This is a genomic window from Roseofilum sp. (genome assembly GCF_982964205.1).
The window spans coordinates 1-23,472 of record NZ_CEZBFX010000075.1; the positions used below are offsets into that span (position 1 = coordinate 1).

Below are 23,472 nucleotides of genomic sequence, written 5' to 3' on the forward strand. Positions count from 1 at the left end.
TAACTCTTTTACCGATCGCCGCATCAAACCCTCACACTCTCTACCATCGAGCCTCTTTGTCACCCCTTGAGGTGTGTCAGACATCTGCCTATTTTCTGCCTATTTTCCTTTCAAGGTTCTACAAGGCAGATTTGGCAAAGCTTCTAGCCATTCAAATAGCGTTAGCTAATTAATGGGTCTACGGTTCAAATCCCGTCAGCCTCGTAGCAGTGTAACTTAATGGTTAAAGCCCCAAGCTCATAACTTGGTTGATGTGGGTTCAACTCCCACCACTGCCACCAAATGTAGGGATAGTGTAACGGCAACACTCTAGTCTCCAAAACTAGAATTTGAGGTTCAAATCCTCATCCCTGCGCCAAATGGCCCCATCGTCTAGCGGCCAAGGACGTTCGACTTTCTATCGAAAAACACGGGTTCGAGTCCCGTTGAGGCTATCGCACTTTGCGCTAGTTATGAGTAATGTGGGGGTGTTGTCAGTTATCCCAGTATGATGTTTTGCTCTGTGGTGTAATGGCAACATCTCGCACTTTGAATGCGAAGTATTCCAGGTTCAAGTCCTGGCGGGGCAGTCAATTAATTTTTCGGTTGGGTGGTTGGCAGAGCGGTAGATGCATCCGGCTTTTAACCGGAATCAGGTAGGTTCAACTCCTACACCACCACCCAAATCCTACTGTAGACGAATAAGAAGAGGCGATCGCTACTATCCTAAGATTGGAGTTAGGTAGCTGACTAGGAAAACTAAACCGCTATCTGTCTCTACAAGAGTTACTCATATTGAGGATGCCTAAATATGGATATTCAAATTAAGTTGCTTGACGATCTTCTTTTACTCAATGAAGTTCTGGATAACGGACTTTATCAAACGGTTTATGAATGTTTTTCAGCTCCTCCATTCAATGAAAATGTTGTCCGTGAAAACGTTGAGTTTTATTTTCAAAAATATGTTCGTTTTGGTAGTTTGCATCTTGCCTACTGTCAGGAGAGACCTATCGGTTTTATGGCAACTCTCCCGTTAGCTGAGACCAAAGAATTCAGAGAATTATCGTTTCTGGGAACTTGGGCTGATTTTCAGGGCAAGAAAGTTGAGCTAAATCAAGAGTTTTTTAGTCAGCAAACACACTATAGAATTGAGGAATTCCAGTATGTTTCTGATGTGGGAGTCGCCTTGGATTACCGTAAGCTAGGTTTAGCTAAACGGCTTTTACAAAGTGTATTTGCTTATTTTGACGATTCTACACCTTATATCTTGAGGACTACCTGCGATCCTGACTTTGCTTATGTGGTTGAACTGTATCAAAAAGTGGGATTTACTCTTTTACCCGTGACTCAAACAATGGAATATCTTAACCAGGCAGGAGTACTGACTCAGAGAGAGAGCTGCATTTGTGTTAAATTGCCATCAATATCTTCTAGGGTTTCTAACTCAGGATAACTGAAGTTCTCGCCGTTCCAGCCCGTTCGGCGCTCGCCTCTACCCTCACCTCACTCCCGGCTTTTCCCTTCACGACCCAACTGCGATGGGTGCGATAGTCGGTTCCATTTGCAGATGCATTGAACCATTTATTAGAACGCCCTTCTAAAGGGTCAATTTCCTGCTCTTGCTCCCCACTAATCAAGGTAACCCCTTCCGATAGAGCTAATTTTACTCGTGTAGGACGCACTGCTTGCCGTTCTAGTGCCTTTTTACTGGTGTAAGTGGGCAAAAAGCCCAAATTTTCCCATTGTACGGTTATGCGGTAAATATCAGCCCCTTCGTGACTCACCTCACTACGAGCGACTGATAACCGGGGAGACATGAGCGCATGGGCGATCGCGAATTTGAAATGGCGATCGCAGATTTCCGGCAGTGCCTTCGCGGGTGCATTTTTCCACATTCTCTTCATATCCCATCCTCCAATCTCCACCTCTCCCAGTTGGGGATGTTCAAAACCTTGCCAAGGAATAAACCCTTTACCCTCTAAATACTCATCATTCCATTGCAGAATTTTCAGATCATCCTCTATTGGATGTTCCCGTCCCCATTCAATATTATTCTGCTTTTCAACACCAGCTTCCTTAGCCGCATCCCAGAGTTCTACCGTAAACCCAAACCATCCCCAATGATCGTAGCCATAATCATCCATTGCCCCATAAACCACCGTTTTTGGGTCATAACGAAAATCATGATAAACCGAAACACACTTATATTTTGTTAATTCACTACCTTTTTTCCCAATCAGTTGATAGATGCGTAAATCTTCGGTCGGCAAATGATCGTCTCCATGGGTACTATAAGGGCGTAAAATTAGCGCTCCAAACGTATGATAAGTCATAAACCCATTAATATTACGATGTTTGCGCCAAAACTCTGCTTCTGCACGAGTTTCAGGCTCAGAAAAAGGGAAATCTCCCGCGCCCTTCTGCTCGCCTTCCGGTTGCCAATAATAGGGATAATTACGGTTAAAATCCAATCCTTCTAAAGCTGGCGAAATCTTAAATTCATAGCCATTATAATTATGGATTAAACCTTCTGGGACTAGGGTATAGTAAGTCCCTCCAAACTCATCCGGTTGCCGATGAATCATTAAGCGCGGATCATCCTCAGAGATCTTCCAAGCTCCGCAGGAATCTTTAATCCGCATATTCAGAATTAATCCATCTCCATTAATATCTTCTGGATATAAACCATCTTGCTGTTCAGATTCCGGATAGAGACGGGTACTAGACCGTAGATTATAGGGAGTTTGTAGATATTTTTCTGCCCCATCTACCGCAATTCTCGGCAAAATATATAGGGTATAGTTCTGTAATAAATGGGTGATTTGCGCATCTTGGTTATATTGGGTTAAAACCTGATAGAGAATATAACAAGCGACTGCCGAACCTGTAACTTCTGCTGCATGGGTATTAGCATCAATCCAATATCCAGGTTTTTCAAGAGCTGCTCCTGTCGTTTGATCGGTCACAGTCGCCAACCAAATTTCTCGTCCTTCGTCCGTTGTCCCCAAACTTTTCAGTTGCATCAAATTCGGATAAGCTTGAGCCATCTGGGTTAAGTAATCTGTCAGTTCTTGATAGGGGAAATAGTGACTGAAATCAAACGCCGGAATAGTCATCAGGACAATAGAGTGAGATAGTTTTATAATTGAGGATATCTTAGGATAAATAATCCAGATGATCAAGAAAAAGCTCAATTGGGGATGGCAGAGCAAATCCACTTGAATCGGATTGTCAATCTTGAGTATAATCTTGATCGGTATTTCCTGGGGAGGAGGGAACATGATGTTACAGATACCAGGGGAAAGTTATCCGGATGCCCTGTCACCTTTAACGGTAGAAGAGCAACAATTAGCACGAGATCTAGAAGGGGATGTCAAGGAAATTGCCCCTGAACCCCATAAGCTCCCTTTCCCTATCCCTATACTTGTCTTTGATCCGAGCAACCAAGAGGTGGTTACATGGATACATTAGAATACTATTATCCGATCATTTATCAAGTTTTAAATGAGTATTATCAGATCTCTTATTCTTACGGTCATTTAGAACGAAGATTGATCATTAGTAAAGATAAGAGAAATTATATTTTGTTAACCCTGGGATGGCAAAATGATAGTCGAGTACATGGTTGTCTGGTACATATGGAAATCATTGAGGGTAAAATTTGGATTCATCGAGATGGTACAGAAGATGGTATTGTGAATGATTTGCTGGATTTAGGTGTGCCGAAAAATAAGATTGTTTTGGGATTTTATCATCCTACTCAGCGCCCCTATATGGAATTTGCGGTGAATTGAACTTATGCGATCGCGCTAAGACAGGTGCTTTAGATTTTAGTGAAATGAGGGATTGTGGCGAATCAAGCTCATAAACTCTTGGCGGGCTTTGGCATCTTCTGCAAAGATTCCTTGCATAGAACTGGTTACTGTCCAAGAACCTGGCTTTTGTACCCCCCGCATCACCATGCACATATGGGTGGATTCCACGACGACAGCCACGCCTTGGGGTTTGAGCAAACCTTGTAGAGCATTCGCAATTTGTTGGGTGAGCCGTTCCTGAACTTGTAGGCGACGGGCATACATTTCACAAATGCGGGCAATTTTGGAAAGACCAATTACTTTACCGTTGGGAATATAGGCGATGTGGGCACGCCCTAGGATCGGTAAAATGTGATGTTCGCAGGAGCTAAAGAGATCGATATCTCTGACTAATACCATTTCATCGGTATCTTCGTGAAATACAGCACCATTGAGCAATTCATCTAGAGATTGGTGATACCCAGAGGTGAGAAATTGGAGTGCTTTGACGACTCGTTTCGGAGTATCCCGCAAGCCTTCGCGATCAGGATCTTCTCCCAATCCCAATAACAAGGTTCGCACGGCTTGTTCCATCTCGGCTTGGGAAACCCGTGGCTGAGATTGGGCAGAAATCGCAGCAATGGTTTGATCAACAGATAGGTTATGAGCAGGCATTTGGGCAGTCATAGAATTTCAGGAGAGTAAGGACAGTTGAGAATTGAGTTGTGTGGAGGTTGCCCTCCTATAGCGCTACGCGCTAGGGAATAGGTTATGGGTGCTGGGTTTGAGTATTGAACTGGAGTTCTAACCGACTCTTTCTCTGCTATCGATGGAGAAAGTTCACTAGCCAGGAACTAAGATGCTTCACAGAGGGCTAGTTCGTTACGAATTTGCTCGCTGTTGATATGCCGCCCAATGACCACTAGTTTGTTACTAGGGGCTATATTATCCCAGTCTTCAGCGTTGAGAGTGCAGCGTTTGCCACAGAGCTGAAAGATGTGTTTGTGGGGACTTTGGGTAAACCAGAGCAGACCCTTAGCCCGAAATACGCTAGGGGGTAATGTATCAAGGAATTCTTCAAACTTCCGTAGGGAGAAGGGGCGATTGCTGCAATAAGAAACCGATACAAATCCATCGTTATCCAAATGATCGGAGTGATGATGATGGTGTTCATGATCGTGATGATCGTGACTGTGATCGTGATGGTGGGGATCGTGGCGATCGAGCTGGTTTTTTTCAATCTCTTCTTGGACGAGATCGGCGTAGGATTCTTCATTGTTGTATCCCACATCCAAAATTACGGGCAGAGGCACTTTTCCATTTTGGCAGCGCATCATGCGAGGCTTTTCTTTCATGGCACGAATGTGACCTTCGAGTTCCTCGACTTTTTCAACGGCAATTAAGTCGGTTTTATTGAGTAGAATAATGTCCCCATAGGCAATTTGTTTAAGTGCCGCTTGGCTATCAAAATGCTCTGGAGTAAATTCAGACGCATCTACTAGGGTAATCACAGAGTCAAGATGGGTCAGATTTCGTAACTCAGTACCCAGAAAGGTCAGCATAATGGGGAGGGGATCGGCGATGCCTGTGGTTTCAATCACCATATAGTCAATGCGATCGCTGTTTTCTAAGACGTTGTAAACTGCCTGCACTAAGTCATCATTAATGGTGCAGCAAATGCAGCCATTGCTCAGTTGCACCATCTCTTCATCGATAGAAACCAGAAGTTGGCTATCGATATCAATATCGCCAAATTCATTCACCAGTACGGCGACTTTCAAATCTTGACGATTGCTGAGAATTTGATTGACTAGGGTGGTTTTTCCACTGCCCAAGAACCCCGTGATGATGGTAACTGGCATCCCTCGCTTGGGAATCTCAATTGGCGATCGAGTGATGTCGCTGGATGTAAGGGTCATAGATTGAAAGTAAAATGATAATCATTCTCGCCAATAGGATGATACCACAAAATACCCAAGGTGGTTGGACTGAGCCAGCACAGAGCATCTTTGCAAGCGCGAGCAACCCACGTGATAGGCTAATATCCCTTCTTTTGGGAATCATGGAGATGAAGTGCCTGTTTGATCGCAGGTGAAACACTATAGCGCTTGTTTTTCCGTTCAATTAAGGAGCGATCGCACAAAGAATGGAGCGCATTGATCGAGTTGGAGGCTTCAATCGTCTGATTTTGCAGCAACTGCCCTAAGTTAACCGGTTCCTCAGCTTGCGCCAACAGATGAAGCACTTGCTGTTCTTGGGGGGATAATCGATCGAATTGTTCCTGTAAATTATCCTTCACATTTTCAGGTAATAATAAGCTATGTTCGGATGATATATTCGTTGGCTCAATCTCTAGTTCTTGAATCTGAAAAACCACACTTTTCAGCCAGAATGGATTCCCTTCATAGAGATTCAACATTTGCCACTGTTCTCTATTCTCTAGCTCAGTCTCCCTGAGCAAAGCTTCCGTTGATAACGGATCTAAACCCTTTAATTGCATCGTGCCAACCCCAGAGGAGTGCTTCTTCAGAGGAAGACAGTCTCTAGGGTGTTCCCAACCCATGAGAATCAAGCAGCTTTGATGGGGTAAAGTTCTGATTTTCCGGAAGAAGGATTTATACGGTTCGTAACCGGGTTTATATTTTCCTGCCAGTTCTCCAGGACAACATAAGTTGTGGATGTCATCCAATATAATCAAGCAGCGATGTTTTTGTAAATATTGAATTAGGGGTAATTCTTTTTTCTTCTCAGCAGAAGCATCTTCAGGTTGAGGAGAACAGAAGACTTGGATGAAGTCCGCTTCTAACTGAGCAAACGGGGGAGCATGTTCGAGACTGCGCCAAATCACAGATTCAAATTCAGATTGGATCTGCTCGACGAGTTGCCGTGCGAGTTGCGTTTTGCCAATGCCACTGATACCCATGAGCGCGATGATACGACATTGCTCTTGTAATATCCAGGTTTTGAGCGTGTCGAGTTCAGAGGCGCGATCGTAGAATGCACCCAATTCTGGCATTTGACTTAAATCGTGACGTTGACAGTTAGATTTTGGTGATACACCTGAATTATCCCTTGGTTCTCCAGAATAAATAACCGAGTCTATCTGTTGTACACAATCGCTGGAGCATATCGAGACTTGAAGTTTTTCCAATTCAGAACGCAAATTTGATTTACTGATCTTGTCTCCTAATTCTTCTGAAATTATTTTCCACAATTCCGATCCTACTTCTCTCAAATGGCTATCAGAGCATTCAAGTTCTTTGGCAATTTCTTTGTATGTTTTTCGCCTTAGAGTGCCTCGAAGTACAGCTTTCTCTAGATCGTCCATGTGCCTACCTCTGTTTGTAAACACAATTTCGTCAACGGCTCTCTCAGCAAATTGTAACATTTTCTCAATATCCATGAGAGTCTATCAAGGGAATGTTTGGTATAGCATATCACTTTTTTGAAGGATTGGGGAACATTTCCATACATTTTCCTACAAAAAGGGTTTCATCTAGCCAGTTTTTAGGTGCAAAATAGCACTTTTTTAAAGTGGACAAATCCATAGTGATTAAGACATAGTAAGAGTATAGCTTGCAGCGCTGCGTTTCATCATGGCTTCAATTTTATTGAAGTTCTATAGATTGACAAACTGGAGGTAAGACTATGAGCAAGAAAGAAAAGAGTTATGGCAGAGAATTAGCAGAAGAGGCAGGAAAGTCAGCCGTAAGATACACTGTAAGAGCAGCGGTAGGTGCAGCAATTGTAGGAATTAGGGGTCTCATAACTATGGGCCCACCTGGAGCAGTTGCTGGTGCAAAACTAGGAGCTATAGCTGGCACTGCTTTGGGAGGTGATGGTGATGATGGTGGAGATGTTGGTTAAGTTGAGTTAACAGTATATGCTGTGACAACAGAATAACAAAACCTGTTCTTTGCTATTAAAGCATGTAGGGGCGAACAGCCGTTCGCCCCTACAGATTTTGTAAATAGTAATAGAAGGAAAAATATCAAGAAGATATTGCATCAAAATAGTTCCTGTTCGTGAGGGGGAAGCAGTTCATCTCGATAGGAATCGAAAGCCGGAAAATCAGGGACTCCTTGATAGGATAAGATCGCCTCTGGCCATTGGCAAGATGAAATTGTTGACGTTTCGATCCTGTGGCGTAATACTTGCAGAATTAAGGTCGATAGGGCAAGATTAGATTGCTCCGCTTGACGGATGAGGTCTTGTTCTAGGTCTGGCGGTAAGTTGATGGTAATTTGCATCGATGAATTTTCCTCAGTTTATCCCTCTTGGGGTGATATTTTATCACACCCTATTGCCCAGAAATTGGGTTATGCTCACAACAAAATGCTCAGTAGCATTAAATCACAACTGTAGGTAGACTAGATGTAACAAGAGAGGGCTACTATGGGAGGTTTGCTATGAGCATTAATCAATCAACCACGATTCCCACTGCTGAAGAAGCACGGATAGCCAGAGAGGCCAGCAGGACATTTGCGACTCTAATTCCCAATCAAAAGCCATTACAACTGACAGTAACCAGTGATGATGACATTGAGAGAGAACTGACTCTTCCGCCAACAGCAGTTCGACTCCTTCTCGATATTCTCGAACAGATGGCCCTGGGTAAAGCAGTCACCATTATCCCCGTCAATGCTGAGTTAAGTATCCAGCAAGCTGCTGACCTACTCAATGTCTCCCGTCCATTTCTCATAGATCTCATCAACAAAAATGAAATTCCTCACCGCAAAGTTGGTCGGCATCGGCAAATTTTATTTGAGGAACTGATGAACTATAAAAAGAAGGTTGAACAGTCTCAAAAAGCAGCTCTTGAAGAACTTACGGCTCAAGCAGAAGAGTTAGACTTGGGGTATTAACCTTGGCAGATTTCACCGCCCTCTACGATGCTTGTGTCCTCTACCCAGCACCGCTTAGAGATCTCTTGGTTAGCTTGGCTGGAACGGGTCTGGTTCGCGCTCGCTGGAGTCATATGATTCATCAAGAATGGATAGAGAATCTGCTGAAGAATCGACCAGACTTGCAACGAGAATCTCTGGAACGCACTCGCACTCTTATGGATGCTGCAGTCCAAGATTGTCTGGTAACTAATTTTGAAGATTTGATCCCTTTGCTTGAACTTCCAGATGATGGCGATCGGCATGTTCTAGCAGCAGCAATACGAGCGGGGGCGGATGTAATTGTCACGAAGAATCTCAAGGACTTTCCCAACCCCCTCGTTCAGGAAAAATATCAAATAGAACCTCAACATCCCGATCAATTTGTCGCCGATCTTCTGGATTTATCTCCTGGTCTGGTTTGTGCGACAATACGTGATATGAGAGCGCGATTGAAAAGAAATCCACGTACTGTTGAAGAACTACTGGGCACTTTTGAGCAACAAGGACTGACTGAGACAGTAGCTCTTTTAAGAGATTATGCAGAGCTACTCTAGATGGTTTTATTGAGTTAAGGATGAACCCATTCTCTTGTCCTGACTCGCCCATCTTGGCAAAGGGGCCTTTCGGAGCGCACAATAAATAAAGGATTGAGAGAGACTATTAGAGAACAAACCCCCATCCATGCGTATCTCACTGAACTGGCTGCAAGAACTTGTCGATATTACCCTGTCTGCCGATGAACTCGCTCATACTTTGACCATGGCAGGCTTTGAAGTAGAAGACATTGAAGACCGCCGCACTTGGGCTGATGGAGTTGTTATTGGTGAAATTGTGGAAGCTGCGCCCCACCCCAATGCCAATAAGCTTCAAGTTTGCCAAGTCAACGTTGGCGCTGAGGAACCCCTCAATATTGTTTGTGGAGCTTCCAATGCTCGCCAGGGTATTCGCGTACCGGTGGCGGTGGTGGGAACCTATCTAAGCCAAATCGACTTAAAAATTAAACCGGCGAAACTGCGGGGAGTGAAGTCTTACGGCATGATTTGCTCTCTGTCGGAATTGGGACTGGAAAAAGAATCGGCAGGGATTCATATTTTTACCCAAGAAGACTTAACCCTGGGGGCTGATGTGCGTCCCCTGTTGGGTTTAGATGATGTGATTTTGGATCTGACTTCGACGGCTAACCGAGCGGATGCTCTGAGTTTGGTGGGTATTGCGAGGGAAGTGGCGGCGCTAACGGGAGCAACTCTGAAATTGCCAAATCTGGAGCCATTTTCTCCCCCAGGGCAGAATGGAAAGGTGGTTGTGAAGCTTGATGAGCAGAATAGTCAGGGAAGGGGAAGCGATCGCTATCCTTGTCCAGTTTATATCGGTACAGTGATTGAAGGACTGCAACTGATGCCTTCTCCGGCTTGGCTACAACAGCGCTTGGTGGCTTCGGGGGTGCGTCCGATTAATAATGTGGTGGATATCACCAATTATGTGTTGCTGGAATGGGGGCAACCGCTCCATGCGTTCGATTACGATCGCCTCTTAACCGTCACTGGTAGCCAATCGCCTACCATTGGAGTCCGCTTTGCCCAAGCTGGAGAAACTTTAGTTACCCTGGATGGCCAATCTCGCGAACTCTGTGCTGCTAAGAGCGGCCAGTCTGATACGCTGGTAATTACCGCTAACGATCAACCCGTAGCTTTAGCCGGGGTAATGGGGGGAGAATCCACAGAAGTCCATGACGAAACCACCCGCATTTTACTCGAAACTGCCCTATTTACTCCCATCGCTACTCGCCGTTCGGCTCGCTCCCAAGGACTGCGAACGGAAGCTTCAGCACGGTACGAGCGCGGAGTAAACCCGGCAGAGTTGGATGTTGCTGCGGCACGGGCAATTCAATTGTTGCAACAGTTGGCTTCTGGTGAGGTGGTAGCTGGCGAGATAGCTGATTTTCGAGGAGAGCGCCAAACCGGAGGACGGCAAATTTCTCTGCGTTTCGATCGCGTCAAACAAGTATTAGGTTCTCCGTTAGCGAATCCTGGAGAAACGAAAGAGGAACCCCAAGAAGGGGAACTTCTGCCGGAAGATGTGCAACGGATTTTAACCGCTTTGGGCTGTACTCTGGAAGCCCAAGATCCTTCAGCAGATTCCCTCAGTTGGATGGTGACTATTCCTCCCTATCGCTACCGGGATTTAGAGCGGGAAATCGATCTCATTGAAGAGATTGCTCGCTTGTACGGTTATGATAATTTCTGCGAAACCCTACCCGCCCAATCCGAACCGGGATATCTACCGGCTGATGAGTCGATTGTACGGCAGTTACGGGAAGCTCTGCGAGGAGTTGGCTTAACGGAAGTGATGCATTATTCCTATGGGTTGAGTCATCTGCGTCAGGACAGTTTACTTTCGGCGGATTCAACTCAGGTGGCGATCGCCAATCCCTTGTTTACGGAATACTCTACCCTACGCACTGAGTTATTATCGAGCCTGATTCTGGCCTTTCAGTACAATTTAGAACAAGGTAATGGCCCCCTGAATGGGTTTGAAATTGGCCGCATCTTCTGGAATGAGGAAGATGGACTCATGGAAGCCGATTCTGTTGCCGGTATCATCAGTGCTTCTAGTGTGGGCAACTGGATTCGGGGAGGAAAAGCCGCCACCCTAAGCTGGTATGAAGCCAAAGGATTGCTAGAAGCGGTGTTTGAGCGCGTTGGATTATCCACACCCGGAGGGATTTTACCCAGTTCAGGAATTACCCAAACCCAGGTTGAGTATCAACCGAATCAACAAGATAAGCGATTCCATCCAGGTAGAACGGCTTCCTTATGGCTACAAGGGGAACGGTTAGGAACGTTTGGACAGCTCCATCCCCAGTTGTGTCAGGAGTTGGAAATACCAGATGAGGTGTATGCTTTTGAACTGGATTTAGAGGTGATTTTGGCGACTCTGGAGCAAGATGAAAAGCTACAACCCATTTATAAAGGCTATTCCACTTATCCGGGAAGCGATCGCGATTTAGCCTTCTTTGCCGATCGCCAAATTTCTGTGGCAGAAATTGAGAAAGCGATGGTAAAAGCAGCAGCGAAAGGACAACCGAAAGGTTCTTCATTATTGGAATCTGTGGAGCTGTTCGATCGATATCAGGGCGAAAATGTGCCAGATGGACAGCGATCTTTAGCCTTTCGTCTGGTGTATCGAGCAGGCGATCGCACCTTAGCCGATACTGATGTCGAACCCATCCATCAACAGGTACGCGATGCTCTAGTCGAGAAATTTAGCGTCACCCTCAGAAGTTAATGAGGTTTTAGAAGACTCGATTCGTTGTAGCGCTTTAGCACCAAAATGTTCAGAGTGCTAAAACGCTACAACGCCCGTTCAGTCCTGCTGATTTAGATTAGCAAGAGTTTCGGTAACCGTTTCTAGGGGTAAGTCGAGTAATTCGGCGATCGCCTCCGCACGCAGTCCATAGCTGAACATGCGAGGAATCGCTTGTAACTTGCCTTCTTGTTCCCCTTCGGTAAAGGCTTCTTGATAAACTTTGGTTTGTTTGATATCGCTAAGTCCTAGCATGGCTTCTATTTCCTCCCGGCTTTTTTGCGGTAATTTATAAACAATAATCGTTTCAATCAAATCAATCAGGTTTTGCTGTACCTTTTGTGCGCTCAATTGGCTTTTGGTTTGTTCAATCAGCCTCTTCGCCAATTGGGGTGCTGTCTGTTCTTTCTCTATTATTAGCTTAAGCACGCCCAACCCTAGGGAGTTTTGGGGCAGTTCATTCAGGTAAATGCGCGTAACTTGGGGAAGCAGCAGTTGGTTGGCAAAGTGCAAAGTATTTTCCCGTTCGATGTTGCGGTTGGGGTAAATAACGACAACTTGCCAAGGGTGGGGAGGTTGGTATTGTTTCAGGTAGAGGAACAGTTCGCTAAAGAGTCGATAGTAGAGAGTCTCATCCGGTTGAAATTGAACTTCGGCGAGGTAAAAGGGGAGTTCTGGGTTAGGAGTGCTGGGGAGAAATAGTCCATCTAAGCGAAAAGCCAGTTGCTTAACTTCAACGGAGGTGAAGGTGTAGAGGTTAGCGGTACTCGAGGGGAGTCCGCACAATTCAAAGAAGAATTGGGGGAAATCTTGGAATATTTTGTAGAACAGGGTGTCGGTTTTCATGGGCGGCTGACACTTGAGGATGCTTTAATCAGAGATCGATATCTGGAAAGTCGGTAACTAAACCATCAATCCCCAAGTTTATAAATGCTTGCAGTTCTTGTTGCCAATCTCCGGAAAAATCGGGTAAAACAAACTGGGGTTCCTGGCGAAATGTCCAGACATTAACCGTTAAATTCAGATTGTGGCATCGATCGACTAAAGTTTGTCTACCGTTTGACCACAATAGTTGTTTCTGTAATCCTAGACCATTGGCATATTGGGTGATTTGGGTCAATTGGGGTAAACTCAGTAAGTCCTGATAGGTAACTGGATCGCCTTGCACCATACGATCGTAGGGTCGATCCTCAGCTTGTGCCATCAGTTGAATCAGCCGCAAGTTGGTTAAAGAGCGCAAATATTGCAAGTTTTCAATTTCAAAGGACAGAATTAAAATGGGGTCAGTGGAAAACTGATAACCTTGTGCTTGAAGCAATTCGATTAATGGCTCTTCAATGGATAAGCCTAGGCTGCGAAAATAATGGGAATGCTTGATTTCTATATAGAGATCGATCGGGCGTTGTACTTTCTGTTGGGTGACTTGATGCCAGTCCAAAACTTCAGATAGGGTTAAAATGGGAAACTGGAAATCATAATCAGAGGAGCGAAAACTGAAGGGTTCTTTTGCTTGTAAGGTTTTGATTTCTGCCCGCGTTAAATCTTCGGTAAACCAGCCCTCTAAAGTTTGTCCATAGATAGTTTTAGTCGTTCGATAATGGGATAATTCTCGATGGGTAATGATATCGGTGGTTTGGCTTAACTCGGAATCATGGCGCACCACTAACTCGCCGTCTTTAGTGGGGACAATATCTAATTCTATAGCCTCTGCACCTTGGGCGATCGCCAACTCATAAGCCGCTAGTGTATGCTCTGGGCGATATCCGCTCGCTCCCCGATGGGCAATGATCGCTGGTTTTGACATGCTAAAAATCCCCTACCCTGTAATTTCCTCAATCCACTCTAACAAGGCTTGATTCACCTGTTGCGGTTGTTCATCATAAACACAATGCCCCGCTTGTTCAATCTCCACCAACTGAGCCTGGGAATTTTGCACGACAAGCTCGCGAGCTTGTCGAATCGAAAAAATGGGGTCTTGCTTTCCCCAAACGAGCAAGACCGGCATTTTAAGCTGGGGAAACACTCGCCCCACATGGGGGGTATACTCCCGATTATTTTTCGATAAGAACAAGCGAGAGAGAACATCCACCGATCCGGGATCTTGGGGCGGTGTCGCAAAACTTTCCACTAGCTGCTCATCCACCAGATCCTTATTCACATAAACCGATCGCAACCCTTGACGCACAAAGGGCACTAATAAAGGGGGATAAAACAGGAGATGAAATAGGGGAGTCAGCAGAAACCGGGGCGTTAGGACTCCTTCTAGGGAAGCCAGACTCGCTTGTACTTTAGATTGATATAACTCTTCGCGGGAAGGGGGAACGGTAAACAACACTAACCCTTGTACCATTTCTGGATAAGTATCGGCGATCGCCAGTGCCACCGAACCCCCCAAAGAATGCCCTGCTAAAATTACCGGGCGCTTAATCCACTTGCGCCAAAATTCATACACTTGAGCCATCCATAACGGCGATCCATAGCGCTCTGGAGCCTTTTGAGACGCACCAAACCCCAATAAATCTAAAGCATAAACCGAATGCGACTCACTTAGGGGCTTGAGGTTATAGCGCCATTGGGCAAAACTAGAGCCAAACCCATGTAACAACACAATGGGAATTGCCTCCAAGCGCGATAAACTGCGAATATAAGTGTAGCGAATACGCCATCCTCGCCATACCCAAGTACGTTGTGCCCCAATGGATTGATTCACAGATTTCACATAAAAAACTTTAGCAGGGTGGACAGGAGAATAAGTTATTCATTCAACAATTAGTTGACCGATCGCTAGCCTTAGCATCGTAGCGCGTCTAGAATATTCTGGTTAGGTGACTTGGGTTCAGCATTGCCATACCCATTCTCCATTACCCATTTACCCATTACCTCCTGGGCATGTCAATCAAGTTTAATCTCGGAATTCTCTATGCCGTTTTGGCCTATGGAGCGTGGGGTCTATTTCCCCTATACTGGAAATTGTTTGGATCTGTACCTGCGGTTGAAATCCTCTGTCATCGGATGATTTGGTCAGCACTCTTGCTATTGGGGGTGTTGACGATACAGAAGCGATTGATCGAAATAAAGCGCTTATGGCGATCGCCGAAAACTTTGGCAATCTTAGTCGGTACGGCTGCCCTGATCTCCCTAAACTGGGGCATTTATATCTATGGGGTGAATACCGATCGCGTTTTGGAAGCGAGTTTAGGGTATTTTATTAATCCCCTCTTTAGTATTTTTCTCGGCTGTGTCTTTCTGGGAGAGCGGCTCAATATTTGGAAACTGATTGCCGTCATCCTTGCTATTGTCGGAGTCGGGAATCTGATCTGGGAACTCGGACAAGTGCCCTTGATTGCGATCGGGTTAACTCTCACGTTTGGATTATACGGTCTTATCCGTAAAGTTGCAGCCCTCCAAGCCATACCAGGATTAACCATTGAAACCCTACTAATGACCCCTATTGCCCTTGCTCTAATTCTGCATTGGGCAAAAATTGGCTCCGGTAACTTTGGTCTTTCCTTACCGGTTACTCTCCTATTTATTGGTTGTGGCATAGTTACCTCTTTACCCTTAATTTGGTTTAATTTAGCTGCCCAAAAATTGCACCTCTCAACCCTAGGCTTTCTGCAATATATCGGTCCAACTTGTCAACTCATTTTAGCGGTTTTTGTCTACCATGAACCCTTCACTCGCACCCATGTCATCTCCTTTGGATTCATTTGGGCAGCCCTAGTCATTTATTCCATCAATTCCCTATTTCAGATCGTGGGAGCATCGAAAGCTCGTGAATCCTGAATCATTGATTTTGAACCCGTTTCCTGATAAGCTAGGGAGACAAAAGATCTTTATAATAGGTGTCATTATGAATGTTGTTTCCTTATCAGCGCATTTTGATGGGAAATCAATTCAACTCGATAAACCCTATAAACTCGAACCTAATACTAAACTAATTATCACGGTTATTCCAGAACAATCAGACGAACAAGAATCTTGGTTAAACCTCTGGCAAAATATCATCGGAAAGACACCAAAAATTATTGAAAACTTTAAGTGATTATCTGGTCAATTCCCTGTAGTGAATAGCCGATTTGATGATTATACCCTTTCTGTTAACCTCATTTACAACCTGGAAACCTCACCAGAATAGTAATTCCTCGGACGATCTCCTCGAACAAATAGGTCAATCTTATCCCTATCCAGAACGGTTATCGTTACTCAGAAAGCTGCCTGTGGACTCCCAACCGGCGATCGCCCAAACCCTATTTCATTTGCACAGCACTCAGCCCGCTTGGGTGCTGTGTTGTGGAATGGCAGAAAAACGCGATCGCCTCAGTATTGAATCGAATGCAACACAAAAGGATAAAATTTTACGACCAGCGATCGACCTTGAACTGCTGATTAGAGGCCTGGATTGGGTTTACATTAGCGATTATGCGGGGCGATTTGTCTGTGAAGATCTATACTATGGAGTCCTACAGGAGATTAACACCCTTAATCTCCCCACTCGCGCTCTATTTATCCATGTTCCGATTCTCCATCCAGACAATGAACAGCCAATCATCAACTCTTTTGTAGAGATTCTGCATCGCTTGGAATGCCAATAAAATCTTCCTACAGCATTTTTTGGAGCGTTTAAAAGCGAGTTTATCCTATTGCCTCCTCCCCTAACATGAAGTCACAGATTGTAAAGTATATCTACAAGCTCTTCCCAAACTCTGCCCTCATCAGGTAAGACAAGATTAGATTCAGTGAAGGAAGAGAAAATGTCCCGTCATCGCTCCATGCTCGGAATGAGACACCTGCGCCAATTGCATCGTGCCGTTGGCCAGTATTACCGTCAACATAGGGTGTTAGTATTCATCTTGCTGTTTATGCTGACACTAACGGGATGTAGATTGGCTGGAGTGCGATCCGGAACTCAACCCCTTCCAAGCGTTTCGCCCCTTCCCTTAGCGACTCCTCCGACTTGGATCGAGAACATTAACCCCACCGAAGAAGCTAAACCCCTCAATCAAATTAATGTTATTTTCACCGATCCTCTCATTCCTCTGGAAAGTCTCGACTCTCCCCAACAACAAAACCTGCTGAATAAATTTGAAATTACGCCGAGAATACCAGGAACTTTTCGCTTTTTAACCCCTCGAATGGTTGGGTTTCAAGCCGATCGCGCCCTCCCCTTAGCCACCCGGGTGCAAGTAACGCTCAAACAAGGCTTAAAAGACCTCAACAACCATGAATTAGACCGAGATTTTGCCTGGACATTTAACACTCCTCCCATTCAGCTCTCCAACCTCCCCGGAACGACAATCGATCGCAATGGGGAACCGGAAACAGTGGATATTCAGCCCCAACTGAAATTCACCTCTAATGTAGCTTTAGACCTCAATTCCTTAGCCGAACATACCCGGTTAGTGTCTGCGGGTAGCGATCGCGACATTCCCCTAAACATTGCCCTGGATGAAAACAGCAATCGCAATACTCCGCAAACCGCCTTCGATCCCTCCCAACAACAGTACGATTACACGATTACGCCCGAAAAACAACTCGAAAAAAATACCCCCTACAGCCTAGAAATTTCCGCCGGACTGCAACCCGCGAACGGTAACTTAGCCAGTGAAATCCCCTTTTCCAGTCAATTTAAAACCTACAATTCCCTCAACTTCGACGAACTCGAAGCAACCGGACAACCAGGACCAGGTGGAACCTATGGACGCTTTGTTAAAGGGAGTCCCCAACTGAGATTTAATAATCCCTTGGTGGCCGAATCTGCTGTTAATAATATTAGCATTAATCCCCCTCCTCCACCAAACGCACCAGGCTTGGTTCAACTCACCTATGAACCCCATTTGATCCAGCTTAATCCTTGGGCCTTAGAACCCGATACGAATTATACGATTACCATTGGCGCGGACTTAGAGGATCAATTCGGACAGAAGCTTGAAAATCCAGTAACCTTGCAATATGAAACCGGCAATGTAGCCGCAGACCTCTGGGTACAAACCGGATTAAATATTTTACCCAATACTCAAAATCTACAACTGGATATTTCCACTGTTAACCTTCCCGATGGGGGGTATCAAGCCGCATTTCGTCGCCTGGAACCGACAGATTTAGTCTATGTGGATTCCGCCTATCCCCAGGGAAATGGCAATGATATTTTACCTCCAGATCGTCAATGGAAATCCTATAAAGTTTCGGGCAAACAAAATCAAACGATTATTAATTCAGTCAACTTAAAATCCGAATTAGGCGGTGAATCGGGACTCTTAGCCTATGGCGTGAAAGCGAGAACCAATCCCTATGAAGACAATGGGGAACGGCGATGGAATACGCCCAAATATTACGGCTTAGTTGAACTGACAAACTTGGGTGTATTTGCCCAATGGTTTCCAGAGTCGGGTTTAGTGCGCGTGAATCACCTGGATAATGGGCAAGCTGTTCCTGGCGCTACGGTGGAGATTTATCCATCGAAATTAGGAGCAAAATCGAGACCAACATCCCAAGCTTGCGCCAGGGGAAAAACGGACAATTTAGGATTACTACAATTAACCGCCCAAGACTTGCGAACTTGTATGGGAGGCAGCCGTTTTTCCGAAGCACCAGAATTGCTCGTAATTGCCAAAGAAGGTGAAGATTGGGCGTTTACGCGCACTGAATCCTATAGTGGGGCTTATGGATATGGGATTTATGCCGATTGGGAAGACACAAAACCCGTTTCGAGGGGGACAATTTTTTCCGATCGCCAGCTCTATCAACCGGGAGAAAAAGCCGCGTTTACTGGAGTAGCCTACTATCTGGAAAAAGGAGACCTAAAAACAGACGCGCGAGCCAATTATCGGGTAGAACTTCAATACCCCAAAGGCAATGAAACGGACTTGGGAACCTATCAAACCAATCAATTTGGTACGTTTTCGGTTGAGTTTCCCTTAGAACCCACTCAGGAAATCGGCGAATATGTGATTCGCGCTCAAGGTTCTGGAATAACCTTAACCGGTAACTTTCAGGTGGCTGAATTTAAGCCACCGAACTTTAAGGTCGAAGTTGGCTTAAATCAAGAAGTAGCGCAACCCGGTGATTCTATCTCGGCGACAACGAGCAGTACTTATTTATTTGGCGCTCCCGTCATTGGTGGCAATGCCGAATATTATGTCACTCGTGGGCAAACCCAGTTTACGCCCCAGCAGTGGCAAGGGTATAGTTTTGGCCCCCAGTGGTTTTGGCCGGAAGAAGCGCCAGTCGTAGAAACAGAAGTGTTGCAAACTCGGAAAACCCTAGATGATGGGGGCGCAGGAATACAGCGGTTTACCTTAGATCGGGATCTACCTTATCCAATGACCTATCAAGTGGATGTATCGGTCTCTGATGTGTCGAACTTGTCGGTGAGTGATTCGCAAATCCTGACGGTATTACCCAGTGCCAATGTCATTGGTTTAAAGAGTAACTTTGTAGCGGATGCGGGGCAAGCATTTCCTGTGGAAGTGGTAGTTACGGATGCTCAAGGCAATGCCAAAGCAGGAGAGCGGGTGAGACTAGAGTTACAGAAAATGACCTATTCTAGCGTAACCCGTGTAGTCGAAGGGGGACGGAGCGATCGCACCCAAGTCGAGTATGAAACCGTTGGCGAAACCACTGTCAGATCCGATCAAACCCCCACCACGGCTGAACTCACGCCCCCGGACTCCGGTTCCTATCGCATCCGCGCTAACTTTGCGGGAAGTCAAAAGAGTGCCACTGCCACAGACTTGCAAATTTGGGCGACGGGAGGCAGTGGCGTACGTTGGGGTCGAGCTGATGAAGATAAACTAGAAATTAAACTGGACAAAGAGACCTACAAACCGGGAGATACAGCAACTGCGCTCATCCAATCTCCCTACGAACAAGGGCAACTCTACTTTGCCATTGTCCGCGATAAACCCCTGTTCCAAGCCCTGCAACCGGTTCAAGGCGGGGCCCCTCAAGTGCAGTTTGAAGTCACGCCAGAGATGTTACCCAATGCCGCATTTGAGGCAGTTTTGGTGCGTCAAGGAGAGTCGTTGGAGGCAGCAGCAACCGAGAACCTAGATAACTTGGTCAAAATCGGGTTTGCGCCTTTTCAGATTGATTTGAGCGATCGCCTTCTTACCGTTGACGTTAGCCCATCCAATGCCCAACTGCAACCGGGACAATCCCAAACCCTACAACTGCAACTCAGGGATAATACAGGTTCGCCAGTAGCGGGAGAACTCACCGTCATGGTCGTCAACGAAGCCATCTTACAACTGAGTGGCTATCGCGCCCCCAACCTCCTCGACACCGTATACGCCGAGCAACCCATTTCCACCCGGTTTAGCGATAACCGTCCCGATGTCGTCTTGCAACCCCAAGCCTCTCCCTTAGCTAAAGGTTGGGGGTATGGCGGTGGATTTTCTGCCGGAGGAGCCGACACCCGCACCCGTCGAGACTTCCAACCCCTAGCCTATTACAACAGTTCTGTCCTCACCAATAACCAAGGACAAGCCAGCGTCACGTTTACTTTACCCGATGACCTAACTACCTGGCGGGTGATGGTGGTTGCCAAAGATGGTAATCTGCGCTTCGGCAATGGAGAAACCACCTTTATCACCAGTCAGCCGATCCTCACTAATCCCATTTTGCCCCAATTTGTCCGACCTGGCGATCGGATCAATGCCGGTCTTTCCATCACCAATACCACGGAAAAGACCGGTAAAATAGACATTATTGGCTCTGTAACGGGAGGGTTAACCTTTGAATCTACCAACAACAGTATGGACTCCCGCCAAGTGAGAGTGAACGAGGGAACCCTCGGCGAACGGTTCCCTCTGGCGGTCAAGGAAGCAGGGACAGCGACAGTGACTTTTGCAACTAATTTTAATGGTGAACCTGTGGATGCCTTTGAAGTCCCCTTAGAGGTTAAACCCCTACAAATCACTGAGCGTGTGATTGAGTCGGGAACCAGCACCAATACGGTCACGCTACCGGTGAATGTAGCTCCCGATACGGCAATAGATACAGGAGGATTAGACATTAACCTCGCCAGTACCTTAATCCCCCAAATTCTCGCCCCGGCTCAACAGGTGTTTGCCGACAACCCCCTCCCGTTTGCTGAACCTATGGCGAGTCAATTGCTTATTGCAGCCAGTTTGCAACGCTTAAGCCGTCAATATGGGCAAGCGGCGAATGCCTTTAACCTCCCCCAAAAAACCAGTGAAGCTCTCAATCAACTCGCCAGTCTGCAACGAGAAGATGGCGGATTTAGTAGCTATCCAGGAGTTCGCCAGTCTAACCCTTATCTTACGCCCTACATGGCCGAGGCGATCGCCCAAGCCTCGAATGCAGGATTTTCCCCGGACGGTATCCAAGTTGACCCACTCAAATCCTATCTGCGAGACCTGTTAGCCGACCCCGAAAATGAGGATTTCTGTACCTCTGCTCTCTGTAAGAATACCCTGCGCCTAGAAACCCTGATCGCCTTAGCTGCGTGGGGAGATGTGCGAAATGAGTTCCTCTCAGATATCTACAGCGTCCGGACTGAATTCGATCCGGTGACGCAGATTAAATTAGCTCGCTATTTGTCCAATTTCCCTGAATGGAGGACAGAGAGCCAAAGCCTGTTTAATCAAATTCGCGAGTCCATCTATCAGACGGGACGCAGTGCAACGGTAAATTTACCGGAACGCTATCAATGGTTATCTTCTGCAACCATGGCTCAAGCAGAAGCCTTGCGCCTGTTCATTGCTCAAGATGCTTCTCCCGCAGAAACGGGACGCTTGTTAACCAGTCTTCTCTCTTTGCGTCGTAATGGCACTTGGGGCAGTACTTATAATAATGCCCAGGCCCTTGATGCTTTGGTCGCTTACGCGCAAACCGAAAGCACGCCCCCCAATTTTGGTGTTGGAGTCACCTTCGCTGGCGAAAATCTGGGCCAGACTCAGTTTCAAGGCTATCAGAATTCCACCTGGAATTTGAGCGTCCCCATGGCTCAGTTGCCCAAGGGAAATAGCGATCTGGTGTTAGAAAAATCTGGCGATGGAAATCTGCATTACTTAGTGTCCTATGGCTATCGCTTAACCGGCGAGCAACCGGGACGCTTAAATGGTCTGCGAGTAGTGCGTCAGGTGCGCCGAGCGAATGAGGATGAGGTGTTGCGAACGACGGGACTCTACGATCTAGAGCGACCTTTTGAGGTAAAAGCTGGTCAAGTGTTTGACGTGGGCTTAGAAATTATTACCGATCGCCCTGTAGATCATGTGGTGATTACCGATCCTCTCCCGGCGGGTTTTGAGGCGGTAAATACAGAGTTTGAGACGGCCAACCGAGCCATTCAAGCAGATGCTGATAGCTGGGAAATTGATTACCAACAGGTGTATAAAGACCGAGTGGTGGCTTATGGCGATCGCCTCACCCCTGGGATCTATGAGGTTCATTATTTGGCGCGATCGGTTACCCCCGGTTCCTATCTTTGGCCGGGAGCCGAAGCTCATTTACAATATGCTCCAGAGGAGTTTGGCCGCAATGCATCGTCTACGTTGCTCATCAGTAGTAATTAACCTGAGTTTTGGATAAGCTGAAATCCTTATTCTATTGTTGTCTGTAATTCCCATTCCTTGGTCAAAGAAGCGATCGCTTAACATACATTTTTTGTATTATCTCATCGTCACTCTCACCAGAGGGAATTTGAATTGAGGATAGGGGGATTCCTAATTCTTCCTCATCCTCTTCATCAAGAGAATGGAAAGGTAGATAATCATCTTGGAATAATTCTGAGTTTGCTTCCTCTTCACTTTTATACTTGTATCTATATCCTGTTGCGGATAACATTTCAGCCGTTCCATCTTCATATACTTGGATACGTGCCCAAAGTAAATCTGGAAATTCTGTATCGGCAAGCCACCAAGTTTCTTTAAGAACATTTGAATTCATTTCTCCTCCATATTTCTAATCAGAAAATGCCACAAACCGATCCCTACCCATCAGACCTTGATGATTGCGTAACCCAATGGTTTAAGATCGATCGCCTAATCTCAGAAATGTTCTGCCTTGATTTCCAGCGCGATCGAGTGGATGAAACCATTAAAAAGATTGAGAGCGAACTTCACAGAAAAGTACCGATCGCTTTGCGAAATTGGCTAGGATTTGCCCAATCTTCCTGGCAACTTGAACCCTTTGGGTTCACATTTCGGGACTCTCTTGAAGTTGCAAGGATGAGAGATTGCGAATCTTATCAAATTCTGTGTCAAGCTGAACAAGATATGAGCTGGGCGGTTAAGTATTCCGATTTTGACCTTGAAGATCCTTCAGTTTATCTCTATTATCTCGATTTTGAATCACCCAAGCCTCGTTTTGTTGAAGCGGGTCAGTGGTCACCCACTATAGCGAGCTTTATGCTGGACTACCTTTTTACCTACACTACTTCTTGGCATGGTGGTTTCTCCGTTGAGTTGGAGAAAATAGACCTTTCAGTCATTGAACAGGAAACGGGAGCGCTTCGCTCATTCGGTCATCTGAAGTGGAATTTTTGG

21 protein-coding genes and 5 tRNA genes are annotated in these 23,472 nt (G+C 46.0%); 17 read left to right on the plus strand and 9 right to left on the minus strand.

Annotated elements, in window-relative coordinates; genetic code table 11:
- Nucleotides 1–205: 205 nt before the first annotated feature.
- From AC3A14_RS16770 to AC3A14_RS16795, 6 genes are all read left to right on the plus strand, one after another.
- Nucleotides 206–281 (plus strand) — tRNA-Ile (locus AC3A14_RS16770).
- A 3-nt stretch (nt 282–284) separates the two neighbouring features.
- Nucleotides 285–358, plus strand: a tRNA-Trp gene (locus AC3A14_RS16775).
- A gap of 3 nt (nt 359–361) precedes the next feature.
- Nucleotides 362–434 (plus strand) — tRNA-Glu (locus AC3A14_RS16780).
- Nucleotides 435–496: 62 nt separating this feature from the next.
- A tRNA-Gln gene (locus AC3A14_RS16785) sits at nt 497–569 on the plus strand.
- A gap of 17 nt (nt 570–586) precedes the next feature.
- Nucleotides 587–663 (plus strand) — tRNA-Lys (locus AC3A14_RS16790).
- Nucleotides 664–790: 127 nt separating this feature from the next.
- Nucleotides 791–1,432: a GNAT family N-acetyltransferase gene (locus AC3A14_RS16795; RefSeq protein ID WP_318733218.1), complete on the plus strand. Its 642-nt coding sequence runs from the start codon at nt 791–793 to the stop codon at nt 1,430–1,432.
- On the opposite strand, the gene AC3A14_RS16800 is transcribed toward AC3A14_RS16795, so the two are convergent.
- A complete protein-coding gene (locus AC3A14_RS16800) occupies nt 1,419–3,095 on the minus strand; it encodes a M14 family metallopeptidase (protein ID WP_318733219.1) in 1,677 nt (558 codons plus the stop codon). The two genes, AC3A14_RS16795 and AC3A14_RS16800, sit on opposite strands and share 14 nt — an antisense overlap.
- Nucleotides 3,096–3,258: 163 nt before the next feature.
- Between AC3A14_RS16800 and AC3A14_RS16805 the strand changes: the two genes are divergently transcribed.
- Both AC3A14_RS16805 and AC3A14_RS16810 read left to right on the plus strand, forming a co-directional pair.
- Complete coding sequence (locus tag AC3A14_RS16805) at nt 3,259–3,450, plus strand: hypothetical protein (protein WP_318735369.1); 192 nt, start codon at nt 3,259–3,261, stop codon at nt 3,448–3,450.
- Nucleotides 3,438–3,773: a XisI protein gene (locus AC3A14_RS16810; RefSeq protein ID WP_318733221.1), complete on the plus strand. Its 336-nt coding sequence runs from the start codon at nt 3,438–3,440 to the stop codon at nt 3,771–3,773. The genes AC3A14_RS16805 and AC3A14_RS16810 overlap by 13 nt, the downstream gene beginning before the upstream one ends.
- Nucleotides 3,774–3,809: 36 nt before the next feature.
- Here AC3A14_RS16810 and folE read toward each other — a convergent pair whose 3' ends face one another.
- The 3 genes from folE to AC3A14_RS16825 form a co-directional block, all read right to left on the minus strand.
- Complete coding sequence (gene folE / locus AC3A14_RS16815; RefSeq protein ID WP_318733222.1) at nt 3,810–4,460, minus strand: GTP cyclohydrolase I FolE; 651 nt, start codon at nt 4,458–4,460, stop codon at nt 3,810–3,812.
- Nucleotides 4,461–4,627: 167 nt separating this feature from the next.
- Nucleotides 4,628–5,692, minus strand: a complete 1,065-nt coding sequence (locus AC3A14_RS16820) for a CobW family GTP-binding protein (protein WP_318733223.1) — start codon at nt 5,690–5,692, stop codon at nt 4,628–4,630.
- 119 nt (nt 5,693–5,811) lie between these two features.
- Entirely contained in the window at nt 5,812–7,176 is a 1,365-nt protein-coding gene (locus AC3A14_RS16825; protein ID WP_487779071.1) for a helix-turn-helix domain-containing protein, read from the minus strand.
- Nucleotides 7,177–7,421: 245 nt separating this feature from the next.
- Between AC3A14_RS16825 and AC3A14_RS16830 the strand changes: the two genes are divergently transcribed.
- A complete protein-coding gene (locus AC3A14_RS16830; RefSeq protein WP_318733225.1) occupies nt 7,422–7,640 on the plus strand; it encodes a hypothetical protein in 219 nt (72 codons plus the stop codon).
- A 140-nt stretch (nt 7,641–7,780) separates the two neighbouring features.
- Here AC3A14_RS16830 and AC3A14_RS16835 read toward each other — a convergent pair whose 3' ends face one another.
- Nucleotides 7,781–8,023 (minus strand): hypothetical protein, encoded by a 243-nt coding sequence (locus AC3A14_RS16835; protein WP_318733226.1) that lies wholly within the window; start codon nt 8,021–8,023, stop codon nt 7,781–7,783.
- 159 nt (nt 8,024–8,182) lie between these two features.
- Between AC3A14_RS16835 and AC3A14_RS16840 the strand changes: the two genes are divergently transcribed.
- The 3 genes from AC3A14_RS16840 to pheT all read left to right on the plus strand — a co-directional run bounded on the left by AC3A14_RS16840 (nt 8,183) and on the right by pheT (nt 11,944).
- Complete coding sequence (locus tag AC3A14_RS16840; RefSeq protein WP_318733227.1) at nt 8,183–8,638, plus strand: helix-turn-helix domain-containing protein; 456 nt, start codon at nt 8,183–8,185, stop codon at nt 8,636–8,638.
- Between the two features lie 2 nt (nt 8,639–8,640).
- Nucleotides 8,641–9,213 (plus strand): PIN domain-containing protein, encoded by a 573-nt coding sequence (locus AC3A14_RS16845; RefSeq protein ID WP_318733228.1) that lies wholly within the window; start codon nt 8,641–8,643, stop codon nt 9,211–9,213.
- Nucleotides 9,214–9,340: 127 nt separating this feature from the next.
- A complete protein-coding gene (gene pheT, locus AC3A14_RS16850) occupies nt 9,341–11,944 on the plus strand; it encodes a phenylalanine--tRNA ligase subunit beta (protein WP_318733229.1) in 2,604 nt (867 codons plus the stop codon).
- 78 nt (nt 11,945–12,022) lie between these two features.
- On the opposite strand, the gene AC3A14_RS16855 is transcribed toward pheT, so the two are convergent.
- Genes AC3A14_RS16855 through AC3A14_RS16865 form a run of 3 tightly spaced genes read right to left on the minus strand, consistent with a single transcriptional unit; the run spans nt 12,023 to nt 14,672 of the window.
- Nucleotides 12,023–12,808, minus strand: coding sequence for an Rpn family recombination-promoting nuclease/putative transposase (locus AC3A14_RS16855; protein WP_318733230.1), 786 nt, complete (start codon nt 12,806–12,808; stop codon nt 12,023–12,025).
- Between the two features lie 28 nt (nt 12,809–12,836).
- On the minus strand, nt 12,837–13,766 hold the full coding sequence (locus AC3A14_RS16860; RefSeq protein WP_318700375.1) for a glycerophosphodiester phosphodiesterase family protein: 930 nt from the start codon (nt 13,764–13,766) through the stop codon (nt 12,837–12,839).
- 12 nt (nt 13,767–13,778) lie between these two features.
- A complete protein-coding gene (locus AC3A14_RS16865) occupies nt 13,779–14,672 on the minus strand; it encodes an alpha/beta fold hydrolase (RefSeq protein WP_318733231.1) in 894 nt (297 codons plus the stop codon).
- Nucleotides 14,673–14,851: 179 nt separating this feature from the next.
- On the opposite strand from AC3A14_RS16865, the gene rarD reads away from it, so the two are divergent.
- The 4 genes from rarD to AC3A14_RS16885 all read left to right on the plus strand — a co-directional run bounded on the left by rarD (nt 14,852) and on the right by AC3A14_RS16885 (nt 22,500).
- The gene (rarD, locus tag AC3A14_RS16870; RefSeq protein ID WP_318733232.1) at nt 14,852–15,748 is read left to right on the plus strand and encodes an EamA family transporter RarD; all 897 of its coding nucleotides are present in this window, start codon (nt 14,852–14,854) and stop codon (nt 15,746–15,748) included.
- Between the two features lie 67 nt (nt 15,749–15,815).
- Nucleotides 15,816–16,007, plus strand: a complete 192-nt coding sequence (locus tag AC3A14_RS16875) for a hypothetical protein (protein WP_318733233.1) — start codon at nt 15,816–15,818, stop codon at nt 16,005–16,007.
- A gap of 37 nt (nt 16,008–16,044) precedes the next feature.
- Entirely contained in the window at nt 16,045–16,557 is a 513-nt protein-coding gene (locus tag AC3A14_RS16880) for a pyroglutamyl-peptidase I family protein (protein WP_318733234.1), read from the plus strand.
- Between the two features lie 267 nt (nt 16,558–16,824).
- Complete coding sequence (locus AC3A14_RS16885; RefSeq protein WP_487779073.1) at nt 16,825–22,500, plus strand: alpha-2-macroglobulin family protein; 5,676 nt, start codon at nt 16,825–16,827, stop codon at nt 22,498–22,500.
- Between the two features lie 61 nt (nt 22,501–22,561).
- On the opposite strand, the gene AC3A14_RS16890 is transcribed toward AC3A14_RS16885, so the two are convergent.
- Nucleotides 22,562–22,873, minus strand: a complete 312-nt coding sequence (locus AC3A14_RS16890) for a hypothetical protein (protein ID WP_318733236.1) — start codon at nt 22,871–22,873, stop codon at nt 22,562–22,564.
- A gap of 26 nt (nt 22,874–22,899) precedes the next feature.
- Between AC3A14_RS16890 and AC3A14_RS16895 the strand changes: the two genes are divergently transcribed.
- Nucleotides 22,900–23,472 (plus strand): hypothetical protein (locus AC3A14_RS16895; protein WP_487779072.1); only part of this gene is annotated, 573 nt, incomplete at its 3' end.

What these genes read in the sequence shown, in the direction of transcription:
- AC3A14_RS16885 (WP_487779073.1), top strand. Translation starts at nt 16,825, where the DNA reads ATGCTGACACTAACGGGATGTAGATTGGCTGGAGTGCGATCCGGAACT.
- AC3A14_RS16835 (WP_318733226.1), bottom strand. Translation starts at nt 8,023, where the DNA reads ATGCAAATTACCATCAACTTACCGCCAGACCTAGAACAAGACCTCATC.
- AC3A14_RS16820 (WP_318733223.1), bottom strand. Translation starts at nt 5,692, where the DNA reads ATGACCCTTACATCCAGCGACATCACTCGATCGCCAATTGAGATTCCC.
- AC3A14_RS16800 (WP_318733219.1), bottom strand. Translation starts at nt 3,095, where the DNA reads ATGACTATTCCGGCGTTTGATTTCAGTCACTATTTCCCCTATCAAGAA.
- AC3A14_RS16825 (WP_487779071.1), bottom strand. Translation starts at nt 7,176, where the DNA reads ATGGATATTGAGAAAATGTTACAATTTGCTGAGAGAGCCGTTGACGAA.
- AC3A14_RS16860 (WP_318700375.1), bottom strand. Translation starts at nt 13,766, where the DNA reads ATGTCAAAACCAGCGATCATTGCCCATCGGGGAGCGAGCGGATATCGC.
- AC3A14_RS16855 (WP_318733230.1), bottom strand. Translation starts at nt 12,808, where the DNA reads ATGAAAACCGACACCCTGTTCTACAAAATATTCCAAGATTTCCCCCAA.
- AC3A14_RS16830 (WP_318733225.1), top strand. Translation starts at nt 7,422, where the DNA reads ATGAGCAAGAAAGAAAAGAGTTATGGCAGAGAATTAGCAGAAGAGGCA.
- AC3A14_RS16810 (WP_318733221.1), top strand. Translation starts at nt 3,438, where the DNA reads ATGGATACATTAGAATACTATTATCCGATCATTTATCAAGTTTTAAAT.
- folE (WP_318733222.1), bottom strand. Translation starts at nt 4,460, where the DNA reads ATGACTGCCCAAATGCCTGCTCATAACCTATCTGTTGATCAAACCATT.
- rarD (WP_318733232.1), top strand. Translation starts at nt 14,852, where the DNA reads ATGTCAATCAAGTTTAATCTCGGAATTCTCTATGCCGTTTTGGCCTAT.
- AC3A14_RS16805 (WP_318735369.1), top strand. Translation starts at nt 3,259, where the DNA reads ATGATGTTACAGATACCAGGGGAAAGTTATCCGGATGCCCTGTCACCT.
- AC3A14_RS16880 (WP_318733234.1), top strand. Translation starts at nt 16,045, where the DNA reads ATGATTATACCCTTTCTGTTAACCTCATTTACAACCTGGAAACCTCAC.
- pheT (WP_318733229.1), top strand. Translation starts at nt 9,341, where the DNA reads ATGCGTATCTCACTGAACTGGCTGCAAGAACTTGTCGATATTACCCTG.
- AC3A14_RS16840 (WP_318733227.1), top strand. Translation starts at nt 8,183, where the DNA reads ATGAGCATTAATCAATCAACCACGATTCCCACTGCTGAAGAAGCACGG.
- AC3A14_RS16875 (WP_318733233.1), top strand. Translation starts at nt 15,816, where the DNA reads ATGAATGTTGTTTCCTTATCAGCGCATTTTGATGGGAAATCAATTCAA.
- AC3A14_RS16890 (WP_318733236.1), bottom strand. Translation starts at nt 22,873, where the DNA reads ATGAATTCAAATGTTCTTAAAGAAACTTGGTGGCTTGCCGATACAGAA.
- AC3A14_RS16795 (WP_318733218.1), top strand. Translation starts at nt 791, where the DNA reads ATGGATATTCAAATTAAGTTGCTTGACGATCTTCTTTTACTCAATGAA.